12 protein-coding genes are annotated in these 12666 nt (G+C 26.7%); 5 read left to right on the top strand and 7 right to left on the bottom strand.

What is annotated here, in order from left to right:
* Positions 1-13 precede the first annotated feature (13 nt).
* Together CP960_RS04500 and CP960_RS04495 are read right to left on the bottom strand one after the other, a co-directional pair.
* Positions 14-532 (bottom strand): CinA family protein, encoded by a 519-nt coding sequence (locus CP960_RS04500; protein WP_101184156.1) that lies wholly within the window; start codon positions 530-532, stop codon positions 14-16.
* Between the two features lie 120 nt (positions 533-652).
* The gene (locus CP960_RS04495; RefSeq protein WP_101184154.1) at positions 653-2002 is read right to left on the bottom strand and encodes an FAD-dependent oxidoreductase; all 1350 of its coding nucleotides are present in this window, start codon (positions 2000-2002) and stop codon (positions 653-655) included.
* Between the two features lie 384 nt (positions 2003-2386).
* On the opposite strand from CP960_RS04495, the gene ileS reads away from it, so the two are divergent.
* The 4 genes from ileS (at position 2387) to CP960_RS04475 (ending at position 7362) form a co-directional block, all read left to right on the top strand.
* A complete protein-coding gene (gene ileS / locus CP960_RS04490; RefSeq protein ID WP_101184152.1) occupies positions 2387-5113 on the top strand; it encodes an isoleucine--tRNA ligase in 2727 nt (908 codons plus the stop codon).
* A 113-nt stretch (positions 5114-5226) separates the two neighbouring features.
* Positions 5227-5505, top strand: coding sequence for a NifU family protein (locus CP960_RS04485; protein ID WP_101184151.1), 279 nt, complete (start codon positions 5227-5229; stop codon positions 5503-5505).
* A complete protein-coding gene (locus CP960_RS04480) occupies positions 5505-6098 on the top strand; it encodes a hypothetical protein (protein ID WP_101184149.1) in 594 nt (197 codons plus the stop codon). Before CP960_RS04485 ends, CP960_RS04480 begins: the two co-directional genes overlap by 1 nt.
* On the top strand, positions 6079-7362 hold the full coding sequence (locus CP960_RS04475; RefSeq protein WP_101184146.1) for a UDP-N-acetylmuramoyl-L-alanyl-D-glutamate--2,6-diaminopimelate ligase: 1284 nt from the start codon (positions 6079-6081) through the stop codon (positions 7360-7362). The genes CP960_RS04480 and CP960_RS04475 overlap by 20 nt, the downstream gene beginning before the upstream one ends.
* Here the strand turns inward: CP960_RS04475 and CP960_RS04470 are convergent.
* From CP960_RS04470 to CP960_RS04450, 5 genes are read right to left on the bottom strand one after another with little or no spacing between them, the layout of a single operon-like run.
* Positions 7359-8135 (bottom strand): hypothetical protein, encoded by a 777-nt coding sequence (locus tag CP960_RS04470; RefSeq protein WP_101184144.1) that lies wholly within the window; start codon positions 8133-8135, stop codon positions 7359-7361. The genes CP960_RS04475 and CP960_RS04470 overlap by 4 nt on opposite strands.
* Before the next feature lie 13 nt (positions 8136-8148).
* Entirely contained in the window at positions 8149-9051 is a 903-nt protein-coding gene (locus CP960_RS04465; RefSeq protein WP_101184142.1) for a vWA domain-containing protein, read from the bottom strand.
* Positions 9044-9430, bottom strand: a complete 387-nt coding sequence (locus CP960_RS04460) for a hypothetical protein (RefSeq protein WP_101184140.1) — start codon at positions 9428-9430, stop codon at positions 9044-9046. The genes CP960_RS04465 and CP960_RS04460 overlap by 8 nt, the downstream gene beginning before the upstream one ends.
* A complete protein-coding gene (locus CP960_RS04455; RefSeq protein WP_101184139.1) occupies positions 9430-10263 on the bottom strand; it encodes a DUF58 domain-containing protein in 834 nt (277 codons plus the stop codon). The genes CP960_RS04460 and CP960_RS04455 overlap by 1 nt, the downstream gene beginning before the upstream one ends.
* Positions 10263-11216, bottom strand: coding sequence for an AAA family ATPase (locus CP960_RS04450; RefSeq protein WP_101184137.1), 954 nt, complete (start codon positions 11214-11216; stop codon positions 10263-10265). The genes CP960_RS04455 and CP960_RS04450 overlap by 1 nt, the downstream gene beginning before the upstream one ends.
* Positions 11217-11332: 116 nt before the next feature.
* Between CP960_RS04450 and CP960_RS04445 the strand changes: the two genes are divergently transcribed.
* On the top strand, positions 11333-12511 hold the full coding sequence (locus CP960_RS04445; RefSeq protein WP_101184136.1) for a murein transglycosylase domain-containing protein: 1179 nt from the start codon (positions 11333-11335) through the stop codon (positions 12509-12511).
* Positions 12512-12666: the final 155 nt, after the last annotated feature.

The following is a 12666-nucleotide window of genomic DNA, read 5'->3' as shown; positions in this document are numbered from 1 at the left end:
GAGTGGAATTATATTAAAAAATTTTTTGTTTGTCAAGGGTTTTTTGAAAAAATTTTAAAAAAATTTTAAAAGTTGTTTTTGCAGCTTGTATCTGAACTTCTTTTCGGTTACCATCAAAGTGATATACATCAACGATTTTATCGCCATTTTTGGCTCCTACACCTATTACAACCGTACCTACTGGCTTATTTTTTGTTGCTCCTGTTGGTCCAGCAATACCACTTGTAGCAAGGGCAAAATCAGCATCAAACATCTGTATTGAACCATCAATCATATCTTCAACTACTTGTGTACTAACTGCACCAAATTCTTCTAAATTCTTTATTTTTACATTTAGTTTTTTATTTTTAATTTCATTGGAATAAGAAACAATTGAACCATTAAATATATCAGAGGAACCAGAAAGTTCTGTAATCATAGAAGCTAATAATCCACCGGTACAACTCTCTGCACAAGTTACTGTTTTTTTATTTTCTCTTAATAAAATTTGTAACTCTTGCATTTTATTTTCATCAAATATATTATTGAACACTTTTTATCCTTTGAGTATCTATTTATATATATGATTATAGTAATTTTGGTTAAATAAAAGGTTAATAAGAGTATTAAATATATAGTATGAAGTTCATACTATATATTTAAGTAGAAGTTTTTACTCTTCATCTTCTGTTAAATCAGATAAAAACTGTTTTCTATCAAACTCAAGATTTAAATATTCTGCTATTGTTTGAATATCTCTTTCTGCATTTCCTAAACAAGATGTAGCACCTGGACTTGGAGTCATATTAAATATAATTCCTGTTCCTGGATTAATTGAAGCTTCACCTAACATTAGTTTTTGCTCTTCTTTATTAAGAACTTGTGGTCTTACTCCTCCAAATCCTTTTGCATATTCAATATCTTCTTCTTTTAATGATGGAACAATTTTTCTTGCATCTTTAACAAATAGTTTTTTATTTAATCCTGGAACTTCAAATAAGAAGTTTCTTAATACATAGTTTCTAATATCACTATCTTTTAATAAATCCCAAAATATTTTAATAATATTACCATCTAAATTTAAAGTTTTAAAGAAATCTAAATAAGTACCAGGCTTATATCTTTCTAGTTTTGGAAGCATAAGTGCAGTTGGACCAAATCTTGTTTTTCCATCAGCTAAAATATCTGGATCACCATGAAGTGCTGCAAATGGTAGTTTGTCATTTTGTACCATATAAACTTTACCATTTAAGAACTCTCCACCTGTTATATAAAAACTTCCTGCCATTGGAAGACAACCCATATGTTTCCCATAACCCATTTTATGTGCTAAATATAGTGAGTGTGCACCAGCATTTACAACAACAAAATCAGCAGTAAACACAGTACCTGCAGTTGTAGTGATTTTATATTTTTCACCTACTTGCTCTATTTCGTCTACTTCAGAGTTATAGAATATATCAGTAACAACATTTTCACACGCTTGTGCTGCTTTTGCAAGCTCTTTAGTCATTTGACCATATTCAACTGTTGTATATTGGTCTTTTGCACCCATTGCTAAAATAGGTTCTGGTCTTTCTTGACCATTATCTAAATATACTAGTTTTGGTTCTAATTGTTTTAAATCTTCTTTATCCCATAACTCTAAGTAAGGAAATATAGTTTTAAACTCTTCATATCTATTTTTTATAAATTCAACTTCTTTTTCCCCAACACCAAGTGCCATCTTTTGATGTTTGAACATAACTTTATCTTGTAGATTATATTGAAGGCAAAACTTTTCAATCATTTTTGCTGTTCTTTTTGTGATTTTTGCTTTTTCTAATGTGTAGTTTGTTTCAATATCACCTACGTGAATTGTTTGTGAGTTACTTGTACCTTTAGTGTTTAAAGTAGCGAGATCTTCATATTTTTCTAACATACAGATGCTTTTTACATTTGTATATTTTGCAAGCTCGTAGTATAAAGCTGCACCAGAAATACCTCCACCGACAATAACTACTTCATAATGTTTCTCGTTCATATTAATAATCCCCATCAAGTTTTAAAATATAAAGGATACTATCATATTTAAATCATTTTTGGTATAAAAATAAAAAAAACTGTACATGATTGTTACAATATATCCTCTTTCGTAACATTATAACAGAAAACTTAGTATTTCATATGTACAATAATTGTACATTATGTTTTATAATGGTTACTTCTGTGGTAAGTGAGTAAAAATTTTGTATTTAAACTAGATTATAAGATTAACTTATAAAAATAACATTAAATTACTCAATTTAGGTTAATTTAATATTATAAAGCTTAGTAAGTGATTAAATCAAATTTTACTAAATCTTAGTTATAATCTACGATTTAATGAAATAGAACAAATACTTAATATATTGAAGGTAGTACAGATATGGATTATAAAGATAGTTTATTGCTTCCAAAAACAAAGTTTCCAATGAGAGGAAATTTACCGCAAAATGAGCCTAAGAGATACAAAGCTTGGGATGAGAAAAATGTTTATGAGAAAATGAAAAAGAATAGACAAGGACGAGAAAGTTTTACTCTACATGATGGACCACCATATGCTAATGGGCATATTCACATAGGTCATGCATTAAATAAAGTACTTAAAGATATTATTATTAAATATCACTATTTTGATGGAAAATCTGTTAGATATGTTCCAGGTTGGGACTGTCATGGTTTACCAATTGAGCAAAAAGTAGAAGAAAAAATTGGTAATACAAAGAAAAAAGAGTTACCAAAATCTAAAATTAGAGAGTTATGTAGAGCTCATGCTTCAAGATTTATAGATATTCAAAGAGATGAGTTTAAAAAACTTGGAGTAATTGCAGATTGGGAAAATCCATATTTAACTATGGATTTTAAATTTGAAGCGAATATTTATAGAGAACTTTGTGCAATTGCAAAACAAGGTTTATTAGTTCAACGTTCAAAACCTGTTTATTGGTCTTGGGCAGCACAAACTGCATTAGCTGAAGCAGAAGTTGAGTATGAAGATAAAACTTCACCTTCAATTTATGTTGCATTTAAGCATGAATCAATTGATGCAAGTTTAGTTATTTGGACAACAACTCCTTGGACACTTCCATCTAATACAGGAATTGCATTAAATGCTGAAGAAGAGTATGTAATAACTAGTGATAAATTTATTGTTGCAAAAAAACTTTATAACTCATTAATTGAAAATGAAGTAATAAAAGGTGAAATTGTAAAAAATGTATGCCCTAAAGAGCTTGAAAATACAAATGCAATCAATCCTTTAAATGGTAGAACTTCTAAGATTATTTTAGCAGACCATGTTGAAATGGATGCAGGTACAGGTGCTGTACATACAGCTCCAGGTCATGGGGAAGATGACTATAAAGTTGGATTAAAATATGGTCTTGAAGTTTTAATGCCAGTTGATGCATATGGAAAATATGATGAAACAATTGTAAGAGAAAAGCTTTTTAAAGATACAGATAAATATTTAGGTGTACATGTATTTAAAGCAAATGAGTTAATTTTAGAAGAGTTAGGTGATGCTTTATTAAGTAGAATTGATATTAGACACTCTTATCCACATTGTTGGAGAACGCATAAACCGATTATTTTTAGGGCAACTAAACAATGGTTTATTTCAATTGATGATGAGTATGGAAAAGAGAATAAAACTTTAAGACAAAATGCTTTAAATGTAGTAGAGAATATCAAGTTTTATCCAGAATGGGGTAGAAATAGATTACGTTCTATGTTAGAAGGTAGACCTGATTGGTGTATTTCAAGACAAAGAGATTGGGGTGTTCCAATTGCATTTTTTAGAAATAAAAAAACTGATGAGATTATTTTTGATGAAAAAGTTTTAAACTATACAGCTATGATTTTTGAGCAAAAAGGTTGTGATGCTTGGTATGACTTATCAATTGAAGAGTTACTATACCCAGGAAGTGGATTAAATCCAGATGATTTAGAAAAAACTATGGATATCTTAGATGTATGGTTTGATAGTGGTTCTACTCAAAATGCAGTATTAAGAAGTAGAAATTATGATGCAGGAACATTCCCAGCTGATATGTATTTAGAAGGAAGTGACCAACACAGAGGTTGGTTCCAATCTTCACTTTTAACTACATTAGCTTCAAATGAAGTTGCTCCTTATAAATCTATTTTGACTCATGGATTCACTGTTGATGAAAAAGGTGAAAAAATGTCTAAGTCAAAAGGAAATGTAGTTGCTCCTGATAAAGTAATGAAACAGTATGGAAGTGAAATTTTAAGAATGTGGGTTGCTATGAGTGATTATCAAAGTGATTTAAAAATCTCAGATAATATTTTAAAGCAAAATGCAGAACTTTATAGAAAAATTAGAAATACAGCGAGATTTTTACTTGCAAATATAGATGATTTAGATGAAGTTGTATCTATTGATAAAATGGGTGAACTTGATAAATGGATATTAGCAAAAGCTAAAAAAGTATTTACAGAGATTGAAAATTCATTTGCAATTTATGAGTTCTCTAAAGGATTAAATAAATTAAATAACTTTTTAGTTGTTGATTTATCAGGTATTTATTTAGACGTTTGTAAAGATAGATTGTATTGTGATGATAAAAATGATATTCATAGAAGAAGTTCTCAAAGTGCTATGGCTTTAATTACTAAAAAACTTATCTCTTCTTTAGCTTGCATTTTAACTTACACTATGGATGAGTTATTAGAGTATGCACCAGAGTTTATTAAAGGTGATGCAACAGATATTTTTGATATTGAAGATGAGAAATTACCTGAAGTTGAAACTAATCTTAACGAAGAACTTTTATTAAAAGCTAAAGAGAAATTTTCTGAAGCTATTGATACACTAAAAAAAGATAAAATAATTAAGTCAACTTTAGAGTTAGAGTTAGTTACAAATTGTAAAGATATACTATCTTTACCAGATGTTGAAGCAGAAGACTTATTCTTAGTAAGTAGTGTAAGCAAAGAGGCAAAAGGTAAGGTTTTAGTATCATTTGAAATTGACTCAGAAAAATTTGATGTTTGTAAAGTTAGTGATGAAAAATGTCCTAGATGTTGGAAATTTAAATCACATAGTGAAGATACTTTATGTAAAAGATGTGAAAGTGTATTAGCTTAATGTTTGAAGAGCCAGTTACACTATCTTTTATATTAAAAACAGTAGCAGTAATTATTGCAATTACTGCTATTGGAATAGTTTACGTAAATAAAAATAAAAGAGGTAAATAGATTATGATGCCGTTTTCAGATGAAGACTTAAAACTTCCAGTAAGTACAATTATTGAAAACAAAGTAGCTCCAATGTTAGCACAAGATGGTGGTGCTATATCACTACTTGATATTAAAAATGGAAGAGTATTTGTGCAATTACAAGGAGCTTGTGTTGGATGTAGTGCAAGTGGAAGTACTTTAAAATATGTTGTTGAAAAAGAGTTAAGAGCAGCAATTCACCCAGAATTAGAGATTGTAAATGTACCACAAGGTATGGAAAATAGTTTAGAGGAACTTTAATGATAAATGAAAAAAGATTATTAAATGAAGCAAACTCATATTTTTTGAATAAAGAGTATGATAAAGCTCTATTTTTATATTCTCAACTTTCATCTTTATTTCCTACAAAAAGGGAGTATAAAGTATATGCTATTTTTTGTGATATTGCTAGTGAAGATGAGCAAAAAGCACTATCTTTATACGACTATTTCTCTGCTGCGTCTTTAGACGATATGGAAGCAGCAATCTCTTATGTAGAAGAGGTTGTAAATGCTTATGATGGTGATATTGATAAGATGATGGATATGCTTAAAGATATTACTGAAACAGGTGTTGATTCACTAGATGCTATAAAATATGAAGATTTTAAAAAACTTGTAGAGTCAAGGGGCTCTTTTAGAATAGCTTTTGAAGATATTATGTTTTCTACAAAAGTTGCAATTGAATCAAAAGAGGATTTTTTTGATTTTGTTTCAAAATTAATAGATAATGGATTTAATACTACTGCATATAGCTACTTAGATGGCTTTAATGAATATTTTACATATGATAAACAAATTGAAGAACTATATAAAAAATTAGAAGAGAAAAAAATTGCTAATAACCATAAATAATAAAAAATTTACAGATAATTCAAAAGAGGCAAACAGTGAAGTAGTTTTTGTTTATTCATCACAAAATGAGAAATTTTGTGACGATGCAAAAGCAAATGGTTGTACGGAGTTGATACCTTCAACAAAATTAAAAGATTATGTTGATTTTTCTTCAATAAAAATTATTGGAATAACAGGAACAAATGGAAAAACAACAACAGCAGCTGCAATTTACTCAATACTTTTAGATTTAGGATATAAAGTTGCATTGCAAGGTACAAGAGGTTTTTTTATAAATGATGAAAAAGTTGAAGATTATACTTTGACAACTCCTGTACAACTTGCAAATTTTGCACATATTCAAAAAGCTATTGATAATGGATGTGATTTTTTTGTAACTGAAGTAAGTTCCCATGCAATTGAACAAAAAAGAGTTGAAGGTTTAAAGTTTGAATTAAAAGTTCATACTAATATTACAAGAGACCATTTAGATTATCATAAAACTATACAAGAGTATATAAATGTTAAAAACTCATTTTTTGATGATGATACTAAAAAATTAATAAATAAAGATGATAAAGTCGTTAAATTTAATACAAAAAATGCATATACATACTCTTTAGAAAATCCTTCAACTTATAAAGTTACAGCATACTCTTTTAAAAATGGAATGCATGTAATGTTTTCAAATATCGAAAAAATGCACTCTTTTTCATCATCTATGATGGGTATATTTAATATTTATAATCTAATGGCTGCAATTGCAAGTGTTCACTTAACAACAAACAAAAGCTTAGATAATATTTGCCAAGTAGTTGAAAACTTTGCTGGAGTTAGTGGAAGAATGGAAATTGTAAGTGTTGAGCCACTTATTATAATTGATTTTGCACATACTCCTGATGGAATGAAAGAGGTTTATGAAAGTTTTAATCATAAAGATATTATAACAGTTTTTGGTGCAGGTGGGGATAGAGATAAAGACAAAAGACCACTTATGGGAAAACTTGCAGCAAATTTTGCAAAACATATTATTGTAACTTCTGATAACCCAAGATTTGAAGACCCTGATTTAATTATTGAAGATATTTGTAAAGCAATACCAAATAAACAAAACTTAACTATTGAAGTAAATAGAAAAGAGGCTATAAAAAAAGGTATAGATTTAGCAAAAAAGAATGAAAATTCTGTTTTATTAATACTTGGAAAAGGTGATGAACCTTATCAAATAATTTATGATAAAAAGTTTCCTTTATTAGATAAAGATGAAGTACTTAAGCATATTTAGTTATATGCTCTAAGTACTAAACCTTTGTTATTTTTCTTAGACTTTATATAGTAATTAACTGGTGTTATTACTGCATTCTTATCTTTAAGTAGCTCTTTTATAAACCATGAAGCTTCAATAACTCTATCTCTTGCTATACCTCTTATAATATACTCTTGTATTTTTTCATCTTTTGCTAATGAATTTGCTTTTTTTATGTCATCTATTCCAACTACTCCAATTAGTTCTAATCTAATTGCTTTTTTATTATCTTCTAAAAACTTTGTTAAACTTTTTTTACAAGCATTTGTTGGCATATATTCAAATACACCATAAGAGTAGCACTTTACAAGATTGAAGTTTTTAGTATTAAAAATCTCTTTAAAATTATCCTTTGAGACAAAAACTTCCTTTTGTACAATAACTTCTTTTGTTACTATTTTTTCTTTAATCTTTTGGGAAGTCTGTTTTTTTTGTTTATCATTTCTATTTGTATCAATTTGAACTTTTTTTTCAATTGTAGATTCTTCTTTTGGATTAATTTTTGAACTTTCAAACTCTTTATTTTTTGCTATTTTACTATTTTCATTTGTCATTAATAAGTATGCACTTAATGCAATAATAATCAAAATAAAAACTGTTATTAATACATAAAAGATTCTTTTTTGTTTCTCTCTTTCTTTATTTAGTTGGTCTTGTTTAAGCTTTTCTTGCATTAGTTTTTCTTGAATATTCTCTTTTGACATACTCTTTTCTAAAGCTTTTTTTAGCTCTTCACTTTTGCTTTCTAGCATATTTTTAAACCTTTTACTCTTTATTTTTTAGATATATTAACAAAATTAATATAATTGTAGCTATAAACAGAGGATAAAAGTAATAGTACTCTTTTAGATTAACTTTATTGTTTTTTACTTTACTCTTTTCTAAAGTGTTAATCTGTTCATAAACGTTACGTAAGTCATTTTTACTATTTGCGTTAAAATATTTACCCTTAGTCTGTTTTGCTATCTCATTTAAAACATATCTATTTTGACTATTAATTGCAATAGTATAAACTTTTATACTATATTTTTTAAGAAGCTTTAAAGCTACACTTAATGGTATTTGGCTAGAAGTATCCTCTCCATCACTAAGTAAAATAATTACTTTGCTTTTTGATGTGGAGTTTTTAAGTATTTTTACACTACTAACTAAAGAATCAATTAGTGCTGTTTTAGGCCCAATTATACCAATGTCTAAATAGTTTAATATCTCTTTTTGAGCCTCTTTATCAAAGCTTAAAGTTGAAGCAATTAAGGATTTATTACCAAATACAACTAATGCAATATTATCATTTATTCTTTTAGTTATAAAATCAGATGCAAGCTCTTTTACAACATCAAATCTATTCTGTTTTAAATCAAATTTATTAAAACCTTGTTGTCTCATTGAATCACTTGTATCAAGATTTAAAACTATATCTATACCATCACTATTTATGTATTGGGTATTTTTTATTTTTACAGGAGATGCAAGTGCAATTATTGCTAAAATAGCTACTAAATATTTTAAAAGTTCTATAATTAAAGAGCTTTTTTTTGATGACTGTTTTAGTAATTGTAAGTGAGGCATAAAATAGCTTGGTTCTTTAGCTTTACAATAGATAAAACACAATATAAAAGGGATAATTAATAAAAGTATATATGGATACTCAAAAGTAAAATTAAACATCTACAGCATCCATAAATCTATCAAACTGATGAATGATATTTTTATTAAAATTATCTACATTTTTTTTGTATTTATATTTTTCTAGCTCTTCTTCAAGTTCTAAAAAAAGTTTTTTAGTTCTATTGTCTGTTATTACAACTCTTCCATATTTTGTGATTTTATAAGCGCACTCTTTACTATTTTTTAAATCTAAATTTTTTAAAACCTCAAATGCTATTTGTTCTTTTGTTTTTTTTCTATTTAAAAAACTCTTTACCATTAAAAATATTAAAATAATAAAAATACAAAAAAATACAACAATCAAAAAAGTATAAATAAAAAACGAATAATCTGGAATTGTAACTAAACCTTTTATATCATTGATTTTTAAATCATTCATTACTTCATTAACCTTGTTAATTTTGAAATTGGATTTTCATCTGTATATATTTTGATAAAATTTGCATTACATTTTCTTAAGTGTTCATATAAGAGGTAATCACTCTTTTTTATATGTTTTTTATAACTTTCTAATGTGTTATTACTTATAAAACCTTTATGTTCCAATCCATCTTCTAAATCTTTTATATTTATATTTCCTAAACTTGTTAAGTTTTCTTCGAATCTATCTCTTATTATAATAACTACTAGCTCATGCTTTTTACTTAAAAGTTTTAAATCTAACTCTTCAATATTGAAAAAGTCACCTATTAAAAATATTAATGAGCGCCTTTTTAAATGAGAAAAAATAGAGTTTGTAACTGTTTTATAAGATAACTTTTTTCCTATACTGTTATATTCAAAAATATCTTTTGCCATTTTTTCAACACTAAAACTTTTTTTGCTTTTTTTTGTACAAAGTGTAAGCTTTTCATTTGCAATATAAGAACTAAAACTATCACCTTGTTTAATTGTACTAAAAGCTAAAATCGAACAAATTTCACAAATAAGTTCTTGTTTGAATTTATTTGTACCAAAATGCACACTTCCATTTAATAATGCAATAAGATTAATATTTAGTTCTTTTTGTGCATGAAAAATTTTTACATATGGTTTTTGTAGTTTTGCACTAATAACCCAATCAATATTTTTGACATCTTCTGCATATTCATACTCTTTTAGCTCTAAAAAATCGTACCCTTCACCCTTTAGTTTTGAGCTATTATTTCCTATGATTTCACTAAAAACTTCTTTTTTACTTTTTATTAGAATTTTTTTTAATTTTGTATTCATTATGGAATATCTATTTTTTCTACTATTTTCTCAATTACATCATCAACATTAACATCTTCAGCTTGTGCTTCATAACTTAAAATAATTCTATGTCTTAATATATTTTTTACAACTAATGCAATATCAATAGGATTTACATAATCATTTCCTCTAATATAAGCTTGCGCTTTAACTGCTTTAAACATATCAATTGTTGCTCTTGGACTTGCTCCAAACTCTATTTTGTTTTCAAGTTCTTCTAAGCCGTATTTTTTAGGCTCTCTTGTTGCACATACAATATCAATTATATACTCTTCAAGTTGTTTATCTATATGTATACTTAAAACTTCATCTTTTAGTTTAAATAATTGCTCTTTTGTAATAACTTTATCAAGGGTTATTTTAGTATTACTTGAGGCCATTTTAGCTATTTCATACTCTTGTTCTTTTGTATTATATGAAACTACAATTTTAAACATAAATCTATCTAGTTGAGCTTCTGGAAGTGTGTATGCACCTTCTTGCTCAATTGGGTTTTGAGTTGCTAAAACTAAAAAAGGTTTTTCAATTTTAAAACTATCTTCTGCAATTGTTACTTGTCTTTCTTGCATTACTTCAAGCAAAGCTGATTGAACTTTTGCAGGGGCTCTATTAATCTCATCTGCTAATAAAAGATTTGTAAATATAGGGCCTTTTTTTATTTTAAACTCTCCTGTTTTCATATCATAAATTTGTGCACCAATAATATCACTTGGTAGTAAGTCTGGTGTAAATTGTACCCTTTTAAAGTGTAAGTCAATTACTTTTGCTAAAGCATTTACTGTTGTAGTTTTTGCTAAACCAGGAACTCCTTCTAACAAAATATGCCCATTTGTTAAAAGACCAATTAAGAGTGCATCTATCATCTCTTCTTGACCGATAATCTTTTTTGATAACTCTTTTTTTATTTGTGATATAACTTCAAAACTATTCATTTAAACATTTTTACCTTTTTTTTAATACACAATTTTATCAAAATAGAGATAAATGCAGTTTAAAGTATAGTTTATTATTCAAGCTTAATGTATATTACTTTTGATAAAATAAAATTATGAAAAAATTTGTCTTTACATTTATATTAGTATTTATGTTAGTTGGTTGTAGTACTAGTGATATTTATAATCTTACAAGAGCAGCAATTAGTAATGACCCAAGTAGTGCTTTTAAAACCCTTGCAAAATCAAAAACAATCTCATATGCTACAAACCCTAAACAATTAGAAAATGATATAAACTCTCTTGATAAAAATCTTGAAAAATACTTGTTTGCTTTTATAAAAGCAATTGGAAGTAAATGGGGTGAAAAAAATGTAAAAATACCCAAGAAAAAAGAGTATGTTAAATATATGCAAAACTATAAAAGTAGGGCATTAATAGATTTTGATAAAGGTATTGTAACAGTTGAAACTATTGATGAAAAAAATACCAAAAAGAGTTTACATAATGCAGTTGTTACTACACTTTTATTGCCAGATGACCCTCAAGCTGCTGATTTATTCAATGCAAAAAAAGTGAAATTAGGTAAAACTCCTTATTTATTAGGAGAGGTTAAAGATGACCAAAATAAAAATATTAGATATTCATGGAGAGCAAATAGATTTGCAAAAATAGTTACAAAAAATATAAAATATAAATCGATAAAAAAAGATAATAAGAATATTAAAGTTGCATATGTACAAATACCAATGGTAAAAGACCATGCATCAATTAGAGTTTCAAAATTTAAGCCTTTTGTTGAAAAATATTCAAAAAAGTATAAAATAAGTAGAAATCTTGTTTATGCAATTATAAAAACTGAGAGTAATTTTAATCAGTTCGCAATTAGTGGTGCAGGTGCAATTGGATTAATGCAAATTGTTCCAACAACAGCAGGAAGAGATGCTTATAAATACTTAACAAATAAAACTTATACTCCAAGTAAGAAATATCTATTTAATGCAAACAATAATATAAAGCTTGGAGTAGTATATTTAAAAATATTAAATGAAAGATATTTAAAAGGTTTATACAATCCTATTTCAAAAGAGTATTGTGTAATAAGCGCTTATAATACTGGAAGTGGGAATGTTTTAAAAACATTTAATTCAAATAGAGTAAAAGCTAAAAATATTATAAATAAAAGTAGTGCTTCTGAAGTTTATAATAAATTAATCAAAAATCTACCATATAAAGAGACTAGAAGATATTTACAAAAAGTTGTAAAAAATAAAAAAGAGTTTGTAAATCTTTAATTTTATAAAACTCTTTTTATTTTTTAACTTCTAAGAACTATTTATTACATATAAAGTAATATAAAATATCATTTAAAACGATTCTTAATTTCTATATTTTTACATACATATTCATATAATAATATTATTTGTTACATATATAAAGTTTATAATTA

Origin of the sequence: Malaciobacter halophilus (genome assembly GCF_002837275.1) — a bacterium.
In the GTDB taxonomy this organism is placed as follows: Bacteria; Campylobacterota; Campylobacteria; order Campylobacterales; family Arcobacteraceae; genus Malaciobacter; species Malaciobacter halophilus.
The sequence above is the reverse complement of the archived record's forward strand: the minus strand, read 5'-3'. Positions and strand labels throughout refer to the sequence as shown.

What these genes read in the sequence shown, in the direction of transcription:
- CP960_RS04470 (WP_101184144.1), bottom strand. Translation starts at nt 8,135, where the DNA reads ATGCTAGAAAGCAAAAGTGAAGAGCTAAAAAAAGCTTTAGAAAAGAGT.
- CP960_RS04460 (WP_101184140.1), bottom strand. Translation starts at nt 9,430, where the DNA reads ATGAATGATTTAAAAATCAATGATATAAAAGGTTTAGTTACAATTCCA.
- CP960_RS04445 (WP_101184136.1), top strand. Translation starts at nt 11,333, where the DNA reads ATGAAAAAATTTGTCTTTACATTTATATTAGTATTTATGTTAGTTGGT.
- CP960_RS04485 (WP_101184151.1), top strand. Translation starts at nt 5,227, where the DNA reads ATGATGCCGTTTTCAGATGAAGACTTAAAACTTCCAGTAAGTACAATT.
- CP960_RS04480 (WP_101184149.1), top strand. Translation starts at nt 5,505, where the DNA reads ATGATAAATGAAAAAAGATTATTAAATGAAGCAAACTCATATTTTTTG.
- ileS (WP_101184152.1), top strand. Translation starts at nt 2,387, where the DNA reads ATGGATTATAAAGATAGTTTATTGCTTCCAAAAACAAAGTTTCCAATG.
- CP960_RS04495 (WP_101184154.1), bottom strand. Translation starts at nt 2,002, where the DNA reads ATGAACGAGAAACATTATGAAGTAGTTATTGTCGGTGGAGGTATTTCT.
- CP960_RS04450 (WP_101184137.1), bottom strand. Translation starts at nt 11,216, where the DNA reads ATGAATAGTTTTGAAGTTATATCACAAATAAAAAAAGAGTTATCAAAA.
- CP960_RS04455 (WP_101184139.1), bottom strand. Translation starts at nt 10,263, where the DNA reads ATGAATACAAAATTAAAAAAAATTCTAATAAAAAGTAAAAAAGAAGTT.
- CP960_RS04465 (WP_101184142.1), bottom strand. Translation starts at nt 9,051, where the DNA reads ATGTTTAATTTTACTTTTGAGTATCCATATATACTTTTATTAATTATC.